This window comes from Micromonospora sp. NPDC049257 (assembly GCF_040678915.1).
GTDB classification, from domain to species: Bacteria; Actinomycetota; Actinomycetes; order Mycobacteriales; family Micromonosporaceae; genus Micromonospora; species Micromonospora antibiotica.
On sequence record NZ_JBFAQU010000018.1, the window covers coordinates 83,128 to 100,641 of the forward strand.

General features: G+C 73.7%; 18 protein-coding genes. 5 read left to right on the forward strand and 13 right to left on the reverse strand.

Going from position 1 to position 17,514, the window contains the following annotated elements; translation table 11 throughout:
* Position 1: 1 nt before the first annotated feature.
* The 7 genes from AB0K25_RS23440 to AB0K25_RS23470 form a co-directional block, all read right to left on the reverse strand.
* A complete protein-coding gene (locus AB0K25_RS23440) occupies positions 2 to 601 on the reverse strand; it encodes a hypothetical protein (RefSeq protein ID WP_219464189.1) in 600 nt (199 codons plus the stop codon).
* A gap of 83 nt (positions 602 to 684) precedes the next feature.
* Entirely contained in the window at positions 685 to 4,011 is a 3,327-nt protein-coding gene (locus AB0K25_RS23445; RefSeq protein ID WP_363822650.1) for a DUF87 domain-containing protein, read from the reverse strand.
* Positions 4,012 to 4,013: 2 nt separating this feature from the next.
* The gene (locus AB0K25_RS23450) at positions 4,014 to 4,664 is read right to left on the reverse strand and encodes a hypothetical protein (RefSeq protein WP_219464185.1); all 651 of its coding nucleotides are present in this window, start codon (positions 4,662 to 4,664) and stop codon (positions 4,014 to 4,016) included.
* Entirely contained in the window at positions 4,636 to 5,679 is a 1,044-nt protein-coding gene (locus AB0K25_RS23455) for a DUF559 domain-containing protein (RefSeq protein WP_363822653.1), read from the reverse strand. The genes AB0K25_RS23450 and AB0K25_RS23455 overlap by 29 nt, the downstream gene beginning before the upstream one ends.
* A gap of 197 nt (positions 5,680 to 5,876) precedes the next feature.
* Positions 5,877 to 6,911, reverse strand: coding sequence for a hypothetical protein (locus AB0K25_RS23460; protein WP_363822659.1), 1,035 nt, complete (start codon positions 6,909 to 6,911; stop codon positions 5,877 to 5,879).
* Positions 6,908 to 8,266 carry a hypothetical protein gene (locus tag AB0K25_RS23465; RefSeq protein ID WP_219464182.1) on the reverse strand — a complete coding sequence of 453 codons (1,359 nt, stop codon included), beginning with the start codon at positions 8,264 to 8,266 and terminating at the stop codon, positions 6,908 to 6,910. The genes AB0K25_RS23460 and AB0K25_RS23465 overlap by 4 nt, the downstream gene beginning before the upstream one ends.
* A complete protein-coding gene (locus AB0K25_RS23470; protein ID WP_219464181.1) occupies positions 8,263 to 8,568 on the reverse strand; it encodes a DUF6403 family protein in 306 nt (101 codons plus the stop codon). The genes AB0K25_RS23465 and AB0K25_RS23470 overlap by 4 nt, the downstream gene beginning before the upstream one ends.
* Before the next feature lie 194 nt (positions 8,569 to 8,762).
* Between AB0K25_RS23470 and AB0K25_RS23475 the strand changes: the two genes are divergently transcribed.
* The gene (locus tag AB0K25_RS23475; protein ID WP_219470276.1) at positions 8,763 to 9,146 is read left to right on the forward strand and encodes a hypothetical protein; all 384 of its coding nucleotides are present in this window, start codon (positions 8,763 to 8,765) and stop codon (positions 9,144 to 9,146) included.
* Here the strand turns inward: AB0K25_RS23475 and AB0K25_RS23480 are convergent.
* Complete coding sequence (locus AB0K25_RS23480; protein ID WP_219464180.1) at positions 9,106 to 9,804, reverse strand: TetR/AcrR family transcriptional regulator; 699 nt, start codon at positions 9,802 to 9,804, stop codon at positions 9,106 to 9,108. The genes AB0K25_RS23475 and AB0K25_RS23480 overlap by 41 nt on opposite strands.
* 71 nt (positions 9,805 to 9,875) lie before the next feature.
* Between AB0K25_RS23480 and AB0K25_RS23485 the strand changes: the two genes are divergently transcribed.
* Both AB0K25_RS23485 and AB0K25_RS23490 read left to right on the forward strand, forming a co-directional pair.
* Positions 9,876 to 11,084 (forward strand): FAD-dependent monooxygenase, encoded by a 1,209-nt coding sequence (locus AB0K25_RS23485; RefSeq protein WP_363822664.1) that lies wholly within the window; start codon positions 9,876 to 9,878, stop codon positions 11,082 to 11,084.
* Positions 11,085 to 11,117: 33 nt separating this feature from the next.
* On the forward strand, positions 11,118 to 12,047 hold the full coding sequence (locus AB0K25_RS23490) for an LLM class F420-dependent oxidoreductase (protein ID WP_219464177.1): 930 nt from the start codon (positions 11,118 to 11,120) through the stop codon (positions 12,045 to 12,047).
* Positions 12,048 to 12,104: 57 nt separating this feature from the next.
* Here the strand turns inward: AB0K25_RS23490 and AB0K25_RS23495 are convergent, their stop codons facing one another.
* Positions 12,105 to 12,476, reverse strand: coding sequence for a hypothetical protein (locus AB0K25_RS23495; RefSeq protein ID WP_219464175.1), 372 nt, complete (start codon positions 12,474 to 12,476; stop codon positions 12,105 to 12,107).
* An 81-nt stretch (positions 12,477 to 12,557) separates the two neighbouring features.
* Between AB0K25_RS23495 and AB0K25_RS23500 the strand changes: the two genes are divergently transcribed.
* A complete protein-coding gene (locus tag AB0K25_RS23500) occupies positions 12,558 to 13,262 on the forward strand; it encodes a hypothetical protein (RefSeq protein ID WP_219464173.1) in 705 nt (234 codons plus the stop codon).
* A gap of 5 nt (positions 13,263 to 13,267) precedes the next feature.
* Positions 13,268 to 14,506 carry an FAD-binding protein gene (locus AB0K25_RS23505; RefSeq protein WP_219470274.1) on the forward strand — a complete coding sequence of 413 codons (1,239 nt, stop codon included), beginning with the start codon at positions 13,268 to 13,270 and terminating at the stop codon, positions 14,504 to 14,506.
* A gap of 140 nt (positions 14,507 to 14,646) precedes the next feature.
* Here AB0K25_RS23505 and AB0K25_RS23510 read toward each other — a convergent pair whose 3' ends face one another.
* The 4 genes from AB0K25_RS23510 to AB0K25_RS23525 are packed head-to-tail and all read right to left on the reverse strand — an operon-like array spanning position 14,647 to position 17,407.
* On the reverse strand, positions 14,647 to 15,258 hold the full coding sequence (locus tag AB0K25_RS23510; protein WP_357535576.1) for a hypothetical protein: 612 nt from the start codon (positions 15,256 to 15,258) through the stop codon (positions 14,647 to 14,649).
* A 13-nt stretch (positions 15,259 to 15,271) separates the two neighbouring features.
* Positions 15,272 to 16,534 carry an MAB_1171c family putative transporter gene (locus AB0K25_RS23515; protein WP_219464172.1) on the reverse strand — a complete coding sequence of 421 codons (1,263 nt, stop codon included), beginning with the start codon at positions 16,532 to 16,534 and terminating at the stop codon, positions 15,272 to 15,274.
* Positions 16,455 to 16,982 (reverse strand): ImmA/IrrE family metallo-endopeptidase, encoded by a 528-nt coding sequence (locus tag AB0K25_RS23520; protein WP_219464171.1) that lies wholly within the window; start codon positions 16,980 to 16,982, stop codon positions 16,455 to 16,457. Before AB0K25_RS23520 ends, AB0K25_RS23515 begins: the two co-directional genes overlap by 80 nt.
* Entirely contained in the window at positions 16,958 to 17,407 is a 450-nt protein-coding gene (locus tag AB0K25_RS23525; RefSeq protein ID WP_363822670.1) for a helix-turn-helix transcriptional regulator, read from the reverse strand. The genes AB0K25_RS23520 and AB0K25_RS23525 overlap by 25 nt, the downstream gene beginning before the upstream one ends.
* Positions 17,408 to 17,514 lie beyond the last annotated feature (107 nt).

The following is a 17,514-nucleotide window of genomic DNA, read 5'->3' on the forward strand; positions in this document are numbered from 1 at the left end:
CTCAGAGTTTCAGCCCCTCCACGGTGCCCAGGTCGTACCAGGTGAGGGAGAAGGGGCTGTCGCCGGACGGCACGACCGGGAACACGCCCCAGCTCTCCAGGACCGCACCGGGCCGCAGGGTGAAATCCGTGCCGGGCCGCTGCGACGCGCAGTACGTGTCGACCGGGAAGACCTGCCGCCCGTCGCCCAGCGTCAGATGCGACGACTGGAGATCCGCCGTCCGGGCCGGGCAGCTGAGCACCCAGCCGCCGGGGGACCGGGTCGCATAACGCAGCTGCACCCGCACCGTACCCGCCGTCACCTCCAGACCCGTGACGGTCGCCGTGTTCTGCCCGTCGTCGTAGAGGAGGCGACTCATCCGCCGGGGGCCGGACTCCGGCGACGCCGAAGCGGCCGTGCCGGGCGCGGCGGTCGACGGGGTGGGACTGCCGGACGGCGATTGCGTTGCCCCGGAGGTGGTTGCCCCGGCCGGTGCCGCCGCGTCCGGACCCGGCCCGGTCGGCTCCGGCTTGTTGAGCGTGATCCAGACCACGGCGGCGGCACCCAGCACCACGATGACGACGACGCCGACGATCAACCCGACCAGATGCTTGCGCAACATCGATGATCCTTACTGCCGGTGAGCAGGCTCCTTCCACGCTAGATCCCGGTGGCAAGATCCGCAGGGTGGCGGGGTCGTCGAGCTCACCGGCGGCGGGCCCGGTCCAGCACCTCCTCGGCGGTGAGCGGGCTGCGCGGATGGTGGCTGAGCGACAGCGGGGTACGGATCTTCACCGGCGCGGCACCCTCGGCGGCGAGGTAGAACTCACCGGTGCCGAGGCGGGAGATGTCGGCGACGTCGCCGCCCTTCGCCTTCGCCATCTCCCGGGCCGCCTCCAGCTGGATCGGGCTGTTCAGCCGGCCGTAGAGCTGGGTCGCCGCGTTGCCCGGGATGCGGTTGTGCAGCCCCTTGGGCGACTGGGTGGCGAAGATCAGACCCAGGCCGTACTTGCGGGCCTGGGCCGCCAGCGCCAGCGTGCTCTGGGTGCACGCGGTCATCGCGCCGGACGGGGCGAACGTCTGTGCCTCGTCCATCACCAGCAGCCCGAGCAGCGGCCGGTCGTTCGCCGGATGCTGCTTGATCCAGGCGAACAGCGCCATCTGCAACTGGTTGACGAAGCCCTGCCGGGCCTCGTCGGATTGCAGGCCGACGAGGCTGATGACGGAGATCCGCGCCCGCCGGCCCGGCTCGGGGGTCAACAGCAGCCCCGGGTCCATCGGGCTGCCCTCGCCGCCGAACAGCGGATCGTTGACCATCGCGGCCGCCAGCGACTGCGCGATCCCCACCCCGATCTTGTCCGCCCCGTCGATGTCCAGCAGCCCGTCCGGCAGGTCGGCGAGAGTGTCGATCAGGCCCTGCACCCGGCTGCCGCCGCGCCGGCCGTAGTGCTCGACGGCCTTACGCAGCACGGCGAGCCCCAGGTGGACCTTGTTGGTGCGACCGGTCAGCTGGGCACGGGGCGCCAGTGCGGCGACCGCCGCCTCGACGGCCTCGTGGAACTCGTCGGGGTCGTCGCGCACACCGCGGAAGTCCGGTAGCGGCTGGAAGCTCAGCGGACGTCCCGACGACCGGCGCGGCGTCCACACCAGTACGTCGGTCCCGGCGAGGTACGCATCGGCCTTCTCCGCGTCCCCGGCACGCCACTGCGGCGGTGGCTCCGGCCACCCGTCACCGAGCCGGGCCAGGTCGTTGTTGGGGTCGAGGACGATGGCGGAGACCCCGGCGAGAGCACACTCCTCCAGGATCCGCCGGATCAGCACCGTCTTGCCGGACCCGGAGCCGGCGAAGAGGGTGGTGTGCTTGCGGAGGGCTTCGAGGGAGAGCGGCACGGGTGCACCGGTGCGGTGGTCGTACCCCACGATGAGGTGCGGACCGGCCTGCCCACCGTCGGCCGGCGGCGGATCACCCCGCCCCGCCCCGGAGCGCCCGTCACCCGCCCCCACGTCACCCGTTCCCGCCGGTGCCGTCTCGGCCGGTGCCACGTCGGCCGCCGTCGTCTCGACCGGTCCGGCGGCGACCGGTCCGGCGGCGACCGGTCCGGCGGCGACCGGTCCGGCGGCGACCGGTCCGGCGGCGACCGGTTCGGTGCGGTCCGGTCGTACCGCCGCATCGGCTGCGTCGCCACCGGGAGGGTCGGGGAGCCAGTCGGCCACGGAGCCCAGGGCCTGTCGCAACACGGTGACGTTCCGGGTCGGTCGACGGGCGGTCAGCCAACCCCGCAGGTCGACGGGTGACTCGGCGAGCATGACCCGCAGGGCCCCCAGGATGCGAAGATCCTCGGGGTCCAACGGGAGGATCGTCCCGCCGGCCCGGGTGAAGGCCGCGATCGCCTGCCTGGTCTTGGCCCCGCTCGACCAGGCGCCGTTGCGGAGCAGGAAGAGCTTGCGGCGGGTCACCCGGGCGTCGAGCCCCGCCACCGTGCACGCCTTGCGGAGCCGGGTGAGCGCGGCGATCGCATGGTGCTCCTCGCTGATCGCCCGGAAACACCAGTGGACCTGGTCCTCGGTGGCCTCGTCGAGGGTGAGCCGGAGCCGGGCGTGCAGCGGCGGCTGGGCGCTCGGCGGCGGATCCACGCTGAACGATCCACCGCCCTCGCCGCGCTCCACCACCCAGGCGGTCAGGCCCGCCGCGAGCAGGGCGGGGACCGTGCTGTCCTCACTGTCACGGGCCAGCGGGCCGGACACGTCGACCTCGCTCTTGAGCTGGGCGAACCTGGTGTCGAAGCGCTCCAGGTCCCCCACGGGGGACAGGCGCGGGCGGTGGGGTCGCGGTTCCGCCGTGGCACCGAGCCGGGTCAGCTCCCGCACCTCACCGGCGGCGACGCAGGCCCGGACGTGCCGGTCGATGTCGATCAGCAACTGCCGGGGTGTCATCTGCGCGGCCTGCGCGAAGGCTTCGGGCCGCACCGGCCACGACGGATACGGGGGTACGAAGCCGCGCTCGGCGAACCGGGCGGCGAACCGCCGCTCGACGATCTGCCGGGCCAGGGAGGCGTCGTGGATGGTGGTGAGCCGGGGTGCCACCCGGAACCGGTCGCTCACCGTGTCCACCGTCCGGCTCGTGATGATCGTCCACGAGGTCGGCAGGCAGGCCACCAGGGTGAGCGTGCGGCGGGTGAGCTGGCGCAGTGACATCAGGCCGTCGGCGATCCGGGCGTGCACGGCGGCCTGCTCCGGGTCGTCCTGCCCGCCCGACCGGTGGCGCAGGACGTCACCGGCGGCCACGGACTGCGCGATCAGGGTGTCGATCTGGTCGACGGCGATCACGGACGGGCCGGTGAGGGCCAACAGCCAGGAGATCTCCTGGACGATCTGCTGCGCGTTGCGGGGTGCCCGTCGCATGCCCCAGGCGCCGCGCTCGCCCGGCTCCCCCTCCTCACCGGAGGTGAAGTAGTTCTCCGCGATGTCGCGGTGGGTGCCGTCCTCCGAGGCGCTCAGCGCGAGCGCCCGGGCCGTCTCCCGGCAGGCGCGCGCCACGTGCGGGGCGTACCCGACGAGCCCGTCGACGAACGCGTCCAGGGCCGGCCGGGTCAGTTCGGTGTCACCCATCACCGCCCGGCGGGCCGAGCGGGGCGCCCCGACCATCGAGGAGAGCCGGCGCAGTAGCAGCCGGAGCTGGCTCTCGGCGCCGGGCACCGGGCGGGACAGCCCGTCGAGCATGCAGGCGAGCACACTGTCCCAGAAGCCGTGCGCGTCGAGCAGCCCGACCAGGAAGAAGTAGCCGCCCTGCTGCTGCACCTGCTGGCGGATCCAGCCCAGCAGGTGGGTCTTGCCCGAGCCACGCTGACCCTGCAGCACCAACCCGATCGGGCTGCTGTCGGCGCTGTCCCGGGCGTCGGCCACCCCGGCGAGGACGTCGCGGGCCACGGCGGTGTGCAGACCCTCCACATGGAACGGCGAGGGCCGCCAGACGTCGTCGGGCACCGGCGCCCAGTCGAGCCTGAGCGCCGCCAGGGCCGCGTGCTCCGCCACGGTCATCCCACCCCGATCGCCAGCAGGTGCTTGTCCTGGCCGCCCAGCCGCAGGGCCGCCGCGACGTCCGCCGTGGTGAGCGCCTTCTGGTTGGATTCCGGGACGATGTCCACGTCCGGCTCGCGCTCCAGGTCCCGCAGCGCCTCGTCGAGGTCGGCGGGGTCGACGTCGCCGAAGAACGGCCGCAGTCGGGTCAGGCTGACCCAGGCCCCCGGCTCGGCGGCCAGCGCCGCGTACGCGTGCCGGACGCGCAGACCCAGGGTGCGCCGCAGGTCCGGTTCCGCCGTACCGGCCCGTACGTCGGTCAGCGCGAACAGCTCACCGAACGAGCGGTAGTCGCTGCGGACCATGACCCGGTCCCGCAGGTTGACCTGCAACGCCGTCAGCGCCCCGCCGAGGATGCGGCCCTGCGCCGACTGGAAGGGCAGATCCTCCTGCACCCGGACCCAACCCTTGTCGGCGAGCTGGTGCAGGAAGGTGTTGCCCTCCCGGCGGCTGTCGACGAATCCGAGGCGGTTGAGCTTGTCCCGGTAGGACTTGCGCACGTCGACGCCGTACCGGTTGCGCAACTCGGTGTTGGGCACCTCCCGGGCCTCCGCCATCAACACGAACAGGATCGCGGCCTCAGAGGGGGTGAGGTCGTCGCCGGCCATGGGATCTTCCTTCCGCCAGGTCACGTCGCCGGGCCCGGATCAGGGTGCCGATCTGGTGCACCACCGCCCCGACGTCGTGGTTGATTCGGGCATTGGTGAAGCGCAGGACGGCGTAACCGTCCAACTGCAACCGCACGTCGCGTTGCCGGTCCGCCTCGAACCGGTCCGGCCGGCAGTGCTCCGGGCCGTCGATCTCGACGACACACCGCTCGTCGGGCCAGAGCAGGTCCAGGCAGACCGCGGGTGAGAGGGGGTGCGGCTGGTGGTACCGGTTCCAGATCCGGCCCGCCGACCAGCTCTCGCCGGCCAGCGCGGCCTCCAACAGCGCCTCGGTCGCGCTACCGGGGTGGGGTCGCCCGACCACCGCCGGGGGTGTCGTCGGCACCGGTCCCCGCTGCCCGTCCGCCGCCTCCCGGGTCAGCACGACGGTGACCACCCGGTCCTCGTGCCGTAAGGGTGCTCCAGCCAACCACACGCCGACCCGGCCGTGGTGACACAGCCACTCCGCGCCCGCCACGACGGCCTGCTCGCCGGCCGGGTCGAGGCCGGCGGGCACCTCGATCAGCAGATTCGCCCGAGGGCGTCCGAACCCCTGCGCCACCACCCGGGTCAGCCCCGGACACCGGATCTCCGGGGGGAACGGGTCGACCGGTGGTCGTCGGCCGGACAACGCCACGGTGGCCAGGTGCGCCAGGAACGCGGCGGAGTGCGCGGAGCCCCGCGCCCGGGCGACCGCGGCGGCCCGGACGGCGGCCAGGCCGTACGGGTCGGCGCGGGGGAGGTCGGCGGCCTCGGGGAGCCACCCCGGTAGCAGCCCCACCGCCACCCGTTCCAGCTCGTCGAGGACGGCGTGGACGAAGGAACCGGCGGTACGGGTCGGGCCGGGTTGCAGCACGACGGCGGCCGGGCCGACCGGTTCCCCGGTGACGGTTGCCGCGACGGTGCCGGTGGGCACCCCCGGAATCTGCACGACGCGATCCGTGGGCAACGCGGCGAGTTGACGGACGAGACTCATGGCCGGTCACCGGCGCGGACCGCGACGACCCTCTCCGGAGGGGGAGCGGATCGGGTGGAACTCAGCGGTCCTCATCCTCCCCGGGCGGCCATCGGACGAACCCGAACACACTACGAAGCGGTTCGCCGCCAGCGCCATAGCTGTCCCCGGTCAGTCGTGCTTCGGACACCCGACCGCGCGACGGAACCGGGCAGGAGCTAGCTCTTCCCCGGCTGCGCGTCGTGCTGCTCCGGTTGTTTGTCGGCGAGCGCCTGCGCCCGGCGGCTCAGCGACTCGACGTGGGCGGTCAGCTTCCCGACGGCTGCCTCGTCGGTGTCGTCCAGGGTCGCCAACCGGTCGAGCAGGGCGGCATGGTCGGCGGTCAACTGCCGGTAGCGCCGGGCGAAGCCGCTGTCGTCGCCCTGACGCCCGTACAACAGGGCGTACGTCGGGTCGAGGTCGATGATCTGCTGGGCGAGCCCGGCGGTGGCGGCGCTGAGCGCGCTGCGGCTGTCGGTGAGCCCGTCGCGGCGGACCCGCCGGGCCGCCGCGAGCCGCCCGGCCCGCCGGCCGCCGAGGTAGAGCAGCGACGCTCCGGCGACGACCCCGCTCACCGCCGCGGCGGCGAGCAGGAACCGGGGCAGCGACGGGCTGATCGTGCGGGCCCCGTCGGATACGGTGCCGGCCTTGACCAGCCGGTCGTAGTTGACGGCGATGACCTTCACCGCCTCCAGCGGGCGGTCGGCGAAGGTGTCGATGCCCCGGCCGATGATCATTTCTGCGGCGGCGGCCTTGCCCAGGTTCTTCTTGTCGTATCCGGGCACCAGGGCGCAGCCGTAGGTGTCGTAGTCGTCGCCGTCGCGGCTGAGCACCAGCACGACGGTCCCGTCGGCGGCCCGGTGCACCTGCTTGCAGGTGTCGCGCAGGTCGGCCCCGGGGGAGCGCAGGATGACCACCAGCCGGCGGTTGCCGATGATCCGTTCCGCTGCGGCCCGGTCCACGTCGAGCCCCGGGTCGGCATGGAACGACGTGGTGCGCACCTGCCGGGCGACCGGCCCGTCCAGCGCCCCGCCGCTCCACACCGCCCAGCCGGCCAGCGCCAGGCAGGCCAGCACGGCCAGGCCGAACGGGGTACCGAGCAGACCGATGACACGCTGCGGCCGGGAAGGGCCGGCACTGGTCCGCCGGGACGGATCGGCGCGCTGCGGCCGGGAGGGGCCGGCACCGGTCCGCCGGGAGTCGGAACGGGTCATGACAGCCGGCCTCGCAGGTAGTTGTCCGGGCGGTAGCTGGCGATGCCGACCTGGCGGGCGGTGTCGTCCAACTCGGCCGCCGCCTCGTCGAGCAGCGTACGGACGTGCCGGGCGGGCAGCTTCTCCTCCCACGCCGACCGGGCGGCCTGGAGCGCGACGATGCCCCGGGTCAGCGCCGGGTTGCTGCGGGCGTCGGTCAGCAGGGACACCTCGACGGCCAGCGCGGTCAACCCGGCCAGCCGGACCGGGGCGGTGTCCCGTCGGCGGCCCAGCCCTCGGTCGGGGCGGCGCAGCGACCGGGCCGACAGGATCAGGAACGCCGCCACGCAGCCCGCGAAGAGCCACGGCAGCGCCGGCAGCGCCACCCGCAGCGGATCGGCCGGCCGGTAGGGCAACGGCCGCTCGAACAGGCCCGCGTAGCGCAGGTCGGTGACCCGGTTGAGGTAGACGCCCAGCACGTTGCGCTGCGGATAGTCGGAGCGGCTGAGCACGCTGGCGAACTGGCCGTAGAAGCTCGCCCCGGCCAGCTCCGCGAAGTCCGCGGCGCCGGGCCCGTGGTATTCGATCCAGAGCCCGTACATCACCACGATCGGCTGGTCGGGGAATTGGGCGCTCAGGGCGGGGCCGTACCGGGGCAGGGGTTTGCCGTAGCGCTGCACGGGCAGCGCGACGTACCAGGCGCCGTCGGGAAAGGCGTTGCGGGCGGCGGTCTCGGGCACGTCGGTGAGGGTCGCGCCGGGCGCGACGTGCCTACCGGTCGCCCGCAGGTCGGTCAGGACGGCGGTCAGCTCCGGCCCGCTCGGCTCGCGCCAGCGCAGCTCGTCCCGGTCGGCCGGGGTGGACTCCTTGCGCAGCGCGGTGATCAGGGCGATCAGCAGGTCGGTCACGTCCCCGGTGGCGAACTGCGCCCGCCAGGCGGGCAGCGTGTCGGAGCTGGCCTGGTAGAAACCGCCGCTGACCTCGGTGCCGATCACCCGGATCGTGGCGTTCTCCACGTCCCGGACCCGCTCGCGTTCATCTTTGTCGAGGCCGGGTGGGGCGACCAGGATCCGGGTGTCGCCGGCCACCTCCCGGACCCGCTGCTCGTTCCAGTACGCCACCGCCCCCGGTAGGCGTACCACCGGCGCGGCGGCGACCAGCGCGGTCATCTCGTCCACCGACGGCACGGTGGCCCGGTCGGCGGTGCCGGCGCTGTCCGTGGCGACCCCGGCCGTCGACGCCGGTGACCGGCCGTAGCTGACGTCGATGCCCTGCTGCCGCTGGGCGAGCAGGAAGACCACCAGCACGAGCACGGCGACCCCGAGCAGCGCCCAGCGCAACGGCTCGGCCAGGCGGCGGTATCCGCGGGCGCTCATCGCTGTCCCCGCCACAACCGGTCGGCCTGCCGGGCGTGTTCGGCCGCCGCCCGCGCCGCGTCCACCCCGCCGCGGGCACCCGCGAGCGACTCGGCGCGGGTCAGCAACCGTTCCGCCTCGGGCACCCGGTCCGGCGCGGCGTCCCGGCTGACGGCCGCGCTGTCGATCGCCGCCCGCGCGGCCGACCAGGCGGTCCGCCGCTGCTCGGAGCGGGCCCGACGGTGGGGCAGCAGGGTGGTCACCACGCCCGCGGCCACCAGCAGCACCGCGCCGGCCAGCCAGAACAGGTAGGGGTGTGCCATGGGCTCCAACCGTTCGCCGGGGTCCGGGGGACGGCCCCCGGGGGTGGTCCGACCGAGTCTCGCTGATCGGGTCAACCCGCGCCACACGCGCCCCGACCAGGGCGGTTGTCGCTGCGAAGGGTGGTGTGACGGTGATCGTGAGTACGGGTGCTCATCCGGTGACCCACCCGGCGGACGATGATCGGGGCGTGCAGATGACGCGTACCCGTACCCTCCTCGGCGGTGTGCTCCTCGCGGCCGCGACGATCGGCACCTGGGCGGCCTGGCTGGGGTGGGAGAGCGGCTACTCGACGGACCCGCGTACCGGCGCGACCAGCGGGCCGTACGCGGTCTGGCAGGTGGTCGGCGCGGTACTCACCCTGGTCGTGGTCGCCGCCGTCGCCGGGTGGCTGCTCAGCCCGGTGCTGGTCGCGCCGGTGATGACGGTGGCGTTCACGGCCTGCTGGTCGGGGCACGCGGCGGCCACCGACGACTCGGGGCTCTGGGTGGTGGGGGCGGTGCTGGTGCTGCTCGGCACCGGCGTCGGCAGCACCCTGGTCAGCCTCGGTAGCCGGCTCGTCCGCCGCCGCGCCCGCTGACCGTCGCCCGGGTACCTGTACCCGGCTCCCCGCCTGGCGGTGGTGCCGGTGCGGCGGGCATCCGCCGCGCGGTGGCGGTCTGGTCGGTGAGTTCGTCGGTGATCCGGATGAGGGTGCGGGTCAGGTCGGCTGCGGTCGGGGTGCTCTGCGGGTCGACAAGTGACTGGGCGGCCAGGCCACCGAGCAGGGTCTGGTAAAAGGCGCCGAGGGCCAGCGCCTCGGCCTCGTCGGCCTCGGGGTCGAGCTGGTGGAAGATCGCGGCCAGCCCGAGCCGGGCGCGGTGGTTGGCGGCGCGGAGCGCCTCCCGCAGTTCGGGGGAGCGGTCGAGCTGGGAGATCAGCTCGAACTGGACGGCCCAGAGGGGGCGCAGCCGGTCGAACGACTCGATCACCCGGGTCCAGGCCGCCTCGAACCGTTGCCGTGGGGTGGCGTCCGGGCCGGCGTCGACCGTGAACGCCCGTTCCAGCTCCTGGCCCCACTCCTCCATCGCCTCGAAGAGCGCCTGGTCCAGCAGGGCCCGGGTGGTGCGGAAGTGGTAGCCGATGGCGGCCAGGCTGGTGCCGGCCGCGGCGGCCACGTCCCGCGCGGTGGTGCCGGCGTAGCCCTTCTCCATCAGGCAGCGTTTCGCGCCGGCGAGCAGGTCCTCCCGATTGCCCATGGGCACAGCGTAGCGGGTCCCTCGCACAAAGGTCTTGCACAATCGTCTGACACGTTCGTACTATCGTCGGCATGACGAATGTCCTGATCTCCGGCGGCGGCGTCGCCGGCCTCACCCTCGCCTGGTGGCTGCGCCGGCACGGCTTCCGGCCGACCCTCGTCGAGCGGGCCCCGGCCCTGCGCGCGGGCGGCTACAAGGTCGACATCCGGGGCGTGGCGCTGCAGGTGGTCGACCGGATGGGGCTGGGCGACCAGGTCCGGCGGCACGACACCGGCATGCTCCGGACCCGGTTCGTCGACTCCCGGGGCGACACCCTCGCCGCCATGGACGCCAGCCTCTTCGGTGGGCGCGAAGGCGACGACGTCGAGATCATGCGCGGCGAACTGGTCGACCTCCTGGCCGGTGCCACCACCGACGTCCCCCTCCTGCTCGGCGACTCGATCACCACCCTCACCCCCACCGCCGACGCGGTACGGGTGGGCTTCGCCAGCGGCCACCGGCAGACGTTCGACCTGGTGATCGGGGCGGACGGGCTGCACTCGCAGGTGCGCCGGCTGGCCTTCGGCAACGACCCGGACCCGGTACGCCCGCTCGGCCACCACATCGCCGTGTGCACCGTGCCGGCCGAGTTCGGCCTCGACCGCACCGAGCTGATGCACGTCACCCCGGGCCGCAGCGTCGGTGTCTACCGCACCGCGGGCGCTCCCGACGCCCGCGCACTGTTCCTCTTCCGGTCCCCGGCCGAGGTCCCCGCCCCCGGCGACACCGCCGGGCGTCGTGCGCTGCTGGCCCGGGAGTTCGCCGGTCTCGGCTGGCAGGTGCCCCGGCTACTCGCCGCAGCCGCCGACGCCGACGACCTCTACCTCGACGCCATCAGCCAGGTACGGATGGACCACTGGTCCACCGGGCGGATCGCGCTGGTCGGGGACGCCGCGTACGGGCCGTCACCCGCCTCCGGCCAGGGCACCAGCCTCGGCCTGGTCGGGGCGTACGTGCTGGCGGCGGCGTTGGCCCGGGCCGGCGGGGACCCGACCGTCGGATTCGCCGACCACGAACGGCAACTGCGTCCCTTCGTCCGGGCCAATCAGGAGCTGGCCGAACGCAACCTGCGCGGGATGGTGCTCGGTTCCACCGCCCAGATCCGCGTCCAGCTGACGATGCTGCGGCTGCTGCCCCGGCTGCCCGGCCGGGAGCGGATGATCCGCCGGGTGACCGAGCCGATCCGCCGGGCGGCGACCGCGATCACCCTGCCCGACGTGGGCCCGCCCGGCGGAGCCTGAGCGGCCGGCCGCCCGGCTCCCTATGCTCGGGGAATGGAACTGCGGATCTTCACCGAGCCCCAGCAGGGCGCCACCTACGACCAACTGCTCACGGTGGCCCGCGCCGCCGAGGACGCCGGCTACGGCGCGTTCTTCCGTTCCGACCACTACGTGGCGATGGGGTCGTCCACCGGCGAGCCCGGCCCCACCGACGCCTGGACCACCCTGGCCGGGCTGGCCCGGGACACCTCCCGGATCCGGCTCGGCACGCTGGTCACGGCGGCCACCTTCCGGCTGCCCGGCCCCCTGGCGATCACCGTCGCCCAGGTCGACCAGATGAGCGGCGGCCGGGTCGAGCTGGGCATCGGCGCCGGCTGGTTCGCCGAGGAGCACACCGCCTACGGCATCCCGTTCCCGTCGGTGGGGGAGCGCTTCGACCGGCTGGAGGAGCAGCTCGCCGTCATCACCGGGCTGTGGGCGACCCCGGCCGGTGAGCGGTTCGACCACGCCGGGAAGCACTACCCGGTCGCCAACTCCCCGGCGCTGCCCAAGCCGGTGCAGCAGCCCCGCCCGCCGATCCTGCTCGGCGGCAAGGGCCCCAAGCGCACCCCGCGCCTGGCCGCCCGGTACGCCGACGAGTTCAACCTGCCCTTCGTCTCGGTCGACGAGACGGTGGCCCAGTTCGGCCGGGTCCGCGCGGCCTGCGCCGAGGCCGGTCGCGACCCGGGCACCCTGCGCTGGTCCAACGCGCTGGTGCTCTGCTGCGGCCGGGACGACGCCGAGGTGGCCCGTCGGGCCGCCGTCATCGGTCGGGAACCGGCCGAGCTGCGGCAGAACGGGGTCGCCGGCACCCCCGCCGAGGTGGTCGACACGATCGGCCGCTACGCCGAGGCCGGCAGCGAGCGGATCTACCTCCAGGTGCTCGACCTGGCCGACCTGGACCAGTTGGAACTGGTCGCCGCCGAGGTGATGCCCCAGCTCTGACCCGGCCCACCGCAGGCAGGCGGGAGTCCGGGGCCGGAGGCCGGGACCGGCGGGTGGTCAGCGGTGGCGGCGGCCACCCGGCTCGCGTACCACGGTGTCCAACCGGCCGTCCCGGTCGCTGTCCAGGTAGGTGATGTCCGCGATGCCGTCCCCGTCCAGGTCGAACTGGACCACGTCGGCGATCCCGTCCCCGTCCAGGTCCGTCACCACCTGCGTCGACCCGTCCAGGTGGTGGGTGACGATCGAGTGCGCCCCGGTCCCCGCAACCGGGGGCGTCGACGGGGGCTGCGGCGCGGGCGTCGGCACACCGTGCTGCGGGTACGCCGACGGCGGGGCGCTCGCCGGCTCCAGGCCGACCCCGGTCGGGTCGATCTCCTCCTCGGACGGGTAGACGTCGCCGTGCAGGATCGGGTCGCGGTAGCTGCTCATCGCGCCATGGTTCCCCGTGGACGCCGTCGACAACCGTGCCGGATGATGCACCGGGACCGCGCTCATCGACGGGGAGACGACGTGGAGCTGCACCGGGAACGGGGCCGGCAGGTGCTGGCGGCGGTGTGCGTACTGGCCGGGACGGTGCTGCTGGCCACCGGCGGCGGGCCGCTGCGGACGACCACCGCCCTCGGGGGCGTCGCGCTGGGCGGGGTGGGGCTGGCCAACAGCCTGCGACCGTTCCGGTTCGTCATCGACGCCGACGGCCTGACCGTACGCCGACAGGGCCTGCGCCGGCAGCTCCGCTGGGCCGAGCTGGCCCTGGTCGTGCTGGACCGCCCGGCATCCGGCACCGGCGGGGTGCGGCTGCTCGGCGTACCCGTCGAGGGTGTGGGGTTGCCGCCCGACGCCCGGGTCGACGGCCGGCCGGCGACCGAACTGCTCGACCTGGGTCAGCTGCGGGAGAACCCCGACGAGATCGCGGCGGCCCTGGCCCGGTACGCCGGCGACCGGTTCCGCGACGACCGCGACGTCGCGGTCCGTTCCGGTGCCGAGTTCAGCGTCGGACTGCGCGGGTACAGTTCCGACGTGGTCGACACACTGGTGGGACACGCCCGGGCGGCACTGGACTCGGACGACCCGGCGCGGTGCCGGGCGGTCCGCGACGAGGTGGCCGCCGCCAGGGCGCAGGGCCTGCCGGTCGCCCTGCGCGGCTACGACGTCAGGCAGGTCGACGAGGCGTTGGACGATCTGCACGCGGCGCTGACCGAGGGCGGCGACGCGTGAGCGGGGTGCCCCGGCACAACTGGGCCGGCAACGTCCACTACGCCGCCCGCGCCTTCCACCGGCCGACCACCCTCGACGAGCTGCGTCGGCTGGTCGCCGGCAGTGACCGGGTGCGGGCGGTCGGCAGCGGCCACTCGTTCAACCGGATCGGCGACACCACCGGCGACCTGGTCTCGCTGGCCGGGTTGCCGCCCACCGTCGAGGTCGACCGGGAACGCGGCACCGTGACCGTGGCCGCCGGGCTGCGTTACGGGGACGTGGCGACCCGGCTGCACGAGCAGGGGCTGGCCCTGGCCAACCTCGCCTCGCTGCCGCACATCTCGGTGGCCGGTGCGGTCGCCACCGGCACCCACGGTTCCGGCGACGGCAACCGCAACCTGGCCGCCGCCGTGGCCGGCCTCGAACTGGTCACCGCCGACGGGGAGGTGCTCACCGTCGACCGGTCCGCCGGCGACCGGTTCGCCGGCATGGTGGTGTCGCTCGGCGCGCTGGGTGTGGTCACCCGGGTCACCCTGGACGTGCTGCCCACCTTCACCGTCCGCCAGTACGTCCGTGAGGGCCTGCCCGTCGGTGCCCTGGACGCGGCGCTCGCCTCGGCGTACAGCGTCAGCGGGTTCACCACCTGGCGGTCGACGGACATCGACCAGGTCTGGCGCAAGCAGCTCGCCGACGCCCCGCCGCCGGAGCCGGACTGGCTCGGCACCACCCCGGCCGACCGGCCGGCGCACCCGGTGCCCGGCATGGATCCGGTCAGCTGCACCCCGCAGTTCGGCGAGCCCGGCCCGTGGCACGAGCGGCTGCCGCACTTCCGGCTCGGTTTCATGCCGAGCAGCGGCGACGAGATCCAGTCCGAATACCACCTGCCCCGGTCGGCGGGGGCGGAGGCGCTTGCCGCCCTGCACGAGATGCGGCACCGGATCGCCCCCGTGTTGCAGATCTGTGAGCTGCGCACCGTCGCCGCCGACGAGCTGTGGCTCAGCCCCAACCAGGGGCGCGACACGCTGGCCGTGCACTTCACCTGGGTCGACGACGCGGCGGCGGTGCAGCCGGTGCTGGCCGAGATCGAGGCCCGGCTGGCCCCGTTCGACCCCCGGCCGCACTGGGGCAAGGTCTTCACCCTCGACCCGGCCGTGGTCGCCGCCGCCTTCCCCCGGTACGCCGACTTCGCCGCCCTGCTCACCGAGCTGGACCCGGCCGGGGTGTTCCGCACCCCGCTGCTGGACCGCTACTTCCCGCGCGACTGACGGGGTCGGCTGTCGGGGCCGACGCCCCGGTGCTGCGGGTGGCGGGTCTGTCCGGGGTGTGGGAGTGTCCCGCACCCACCCCCGTCGCGGCACGGGACACTCCTACACCCCGGACAGCGCGCCACCTGTCGACGGGTGGCTCAGACGACAGCCGTGTAGAACCCCGCCGCGAGCACCGTCCCTGAGACCGCGCCGGCGACCACCTGGGCGACGGTGTGCGCACCGAGATGCACCCGGGACCAACCGATCAGCGCCACGACGAGCACCCCGACCGCCAGCGCCGGCCCGACCAGCAGGACCAGGACGGTGCACGCACCGGCGGAGACGGCCGTGTGGGCGCTCATCTTCCACATCTGGTTGACGGCGGTGGTGCCGGCCAGCACGGCCAGCATCACGGCGATCACGGCGATCAGCGGCCGGGGAGCGCCCAGGGCCACGAACAGGGCCAGACCCACGGCGACCGATGCGATACCCACGAGCAGCACTCCTCTGCGCTGCTCCCGGCGGCTGAGGTGATGGTCGGTGACCCGGCCGGTGCGCTTGGCGTAGAGGATCGCCCCGAACGGCACGACGGCGGTGAACAGCGCCGCGAGCGCTCCCCAACCGAGGCCGGCGGGGACGGTCCGGGCGGCGAGCACCGCCACGACGACGGGCATGGCAGCCGCCCACACGGCGGGCTGGAGTACCTCGGTGATGGCCTGGGCGATCCGCGTCGAGGTGCGGGTGCCGCCGGTGGTGGCGTGTTCGGTCACGTGCTGCCCTATCTCATTCTGACGTGGTGGACGGTGCGGGAGATCCGTTGGCGGGGGCGGCGCGGGCGTGGGCCTGCCCGGCGCGGACGCTCACCACGACCGGGGATCGTGCCAGGGCCTGCGACACCCGGCCCAGCCAGACCACCTCGCTGGTGAGATCTGTCCCCCCGGCCTCGACCCGGCCGGTATCGACCGGATCGTCCCCGGCGGCCTTGGCGTCGAGGGCGACCGCGACGACCGTGGCCTCCACGGTCGCCATCAGGTCACTTCCGGTCATGCCGGCCCGTTGGCCGAGTTGCAGCGCGCGGTCCCGCACTGCGCCGTCGAACCACGGGGTGAGCTGGAGGTAGCCGTCGCGGATCTCCAGGACCCGGCGGGACAGGCTGCGCCCGTCACCCAGCCAACTGGTCGTCCAGGCAAGCCCGCGTCCCCACCAGTGCGTCGGGTGGGGCTGCCGTCGGGGGATGGCCGGGTGGGCCTGGACGATCGCCCGCCAGAGCAGCTCCATCCGCTCGCACTGGTGTGCGTCGTGGGCCCGACGCAGGGCGGCCGAGGCCGCTGCGGTGGTGCCGGGCACAGCGGAGCCGGCAGCGATGAGCCCGATGCCGGTCAGTTGACTGGTCATGGTGACGTACGTCCAGGCGGTGCCGACGTCGATGCCGAACTGCCCGGCGACGGCCACCGCCACGATCGTGACCGAGTAGCCGAGGCTGATCAGCCCACCGGCGGCGAACATGCGCAGACCGACGCGGGTGACCGGTCGGGTGGTGACGCGGGTGGCGTAGCGCAGCGACAGGCGGGCCAGGTCGATCAGGGCGTAGGTGAGGATCCCGCCGAACAGCGTCATGTAGATCATGACAGGCGGCCGTCGATGGTAGGTCGCGAACCAGTCGCCCGGCGCGGCGGGTGTCCGGGCGATCAGGAACAACGCCGCGAGGACGACGGTCGCCGAGCCGGCGAGGAGCAGCCGCCGCCGGACGGCCCGTCGGGTGGATTCGGGGCTACGCGTCCAGTACACGAGCATGCACGACACCGCGATGGCCGCCCACACCGTGAGGACGTGGGCGATGAGCCGGCTGACGTGGGGAACCCCGACCAGGCCGTCGACAGCGTCGTTTATGCCGGGGGCGACGGTGGCGAGGGCGAGGGCGAGGCAGAAGAGACTGCCGCCCATCCAGGCGCGTGCGGGGCCGTGCTCACGACCACCGAGCAGGGTGAAGGCGGTGTACCCGGCGGCGCACAGCGCCACGGAGGCCACGAGGATGGTGAAGATCATCGGTGGGGGTGCCCGTTCCGAAGGTGTCGATGACGCGGAGTACGTCGTCCGGTTCCAGGGGTGGCGGTGCCGGGGGTGATGCCGCGCGCCGGAGGATCGTCTCGGCGAACTCGTCGGCCTCGAACTCGTGCCGTTGGTCGTAGGGGCGGTGGCTGACCCGTCCGTCGAGCTCGGCGAGGTCCCGCGAGGGGTGCCCGAGCCACATGTGTGCGACCTCGTGCAACACGATCGCGGTCTGCTTGAACGGACCGCTGCGGGCCGGATAGGCGATGTAGTCGGCCCGTGGCGTGGCGACCCACAGGCCGTGCAGGACGCCGCCGTGCATCTCGACGGCCAGGAGATGGACGGGGCGGTCCCGCTGCCTGGCGATCTGCCCGACGAGGGCGGTGAGGTCCCAGGGGGTGGGCAGGGTCAGCCCGGCGATCAGTCGCGCTGCTCGGTGGTCCATCGTTCCCCGTCGACGCCGTCGGCTTCCCCGGTCACCACGTGACCGCCGAGCTGATCCTCGATCCGTTGAATGTGGGCCAGCACGGCAATGACGGTGGCCTTTACCTGGGCGAGGTCCTCGCCGACGGTGTTCATCGCCACGTGCTGCACCCCGAGATCGGCCATCCGGCGACCCAGGTCGCTCTGCGGTGTGCCGGCGGCGGGCAGGAAGAAGTAGTTCGGTTCGACCTCGAAGAACGACGCGAGCGCATTTATGGTCTCCCAGGTCGGCCCGCGACTGCGGTTGCCGCCCTGCTTGGGATTGCGCAGATTGTGCAGCTGGGCGCGGGACAGCCCGCAGCGGGCCCCCACCTCGGAGTTTTCCCAGCGCAGGCCACCCGGCCGGCGCGCGACCTCGAACAGGTGGTTGAGTCGCGCAGCGAACAACTCATCAGGATGTTCCTCGAACACACGGCAGATCATTCCAACTGTCCCGCCGCGCGTCAAATGTATTGGACGCATTGACGGAAATCCGTCCAGTCGAGTTGACGGAC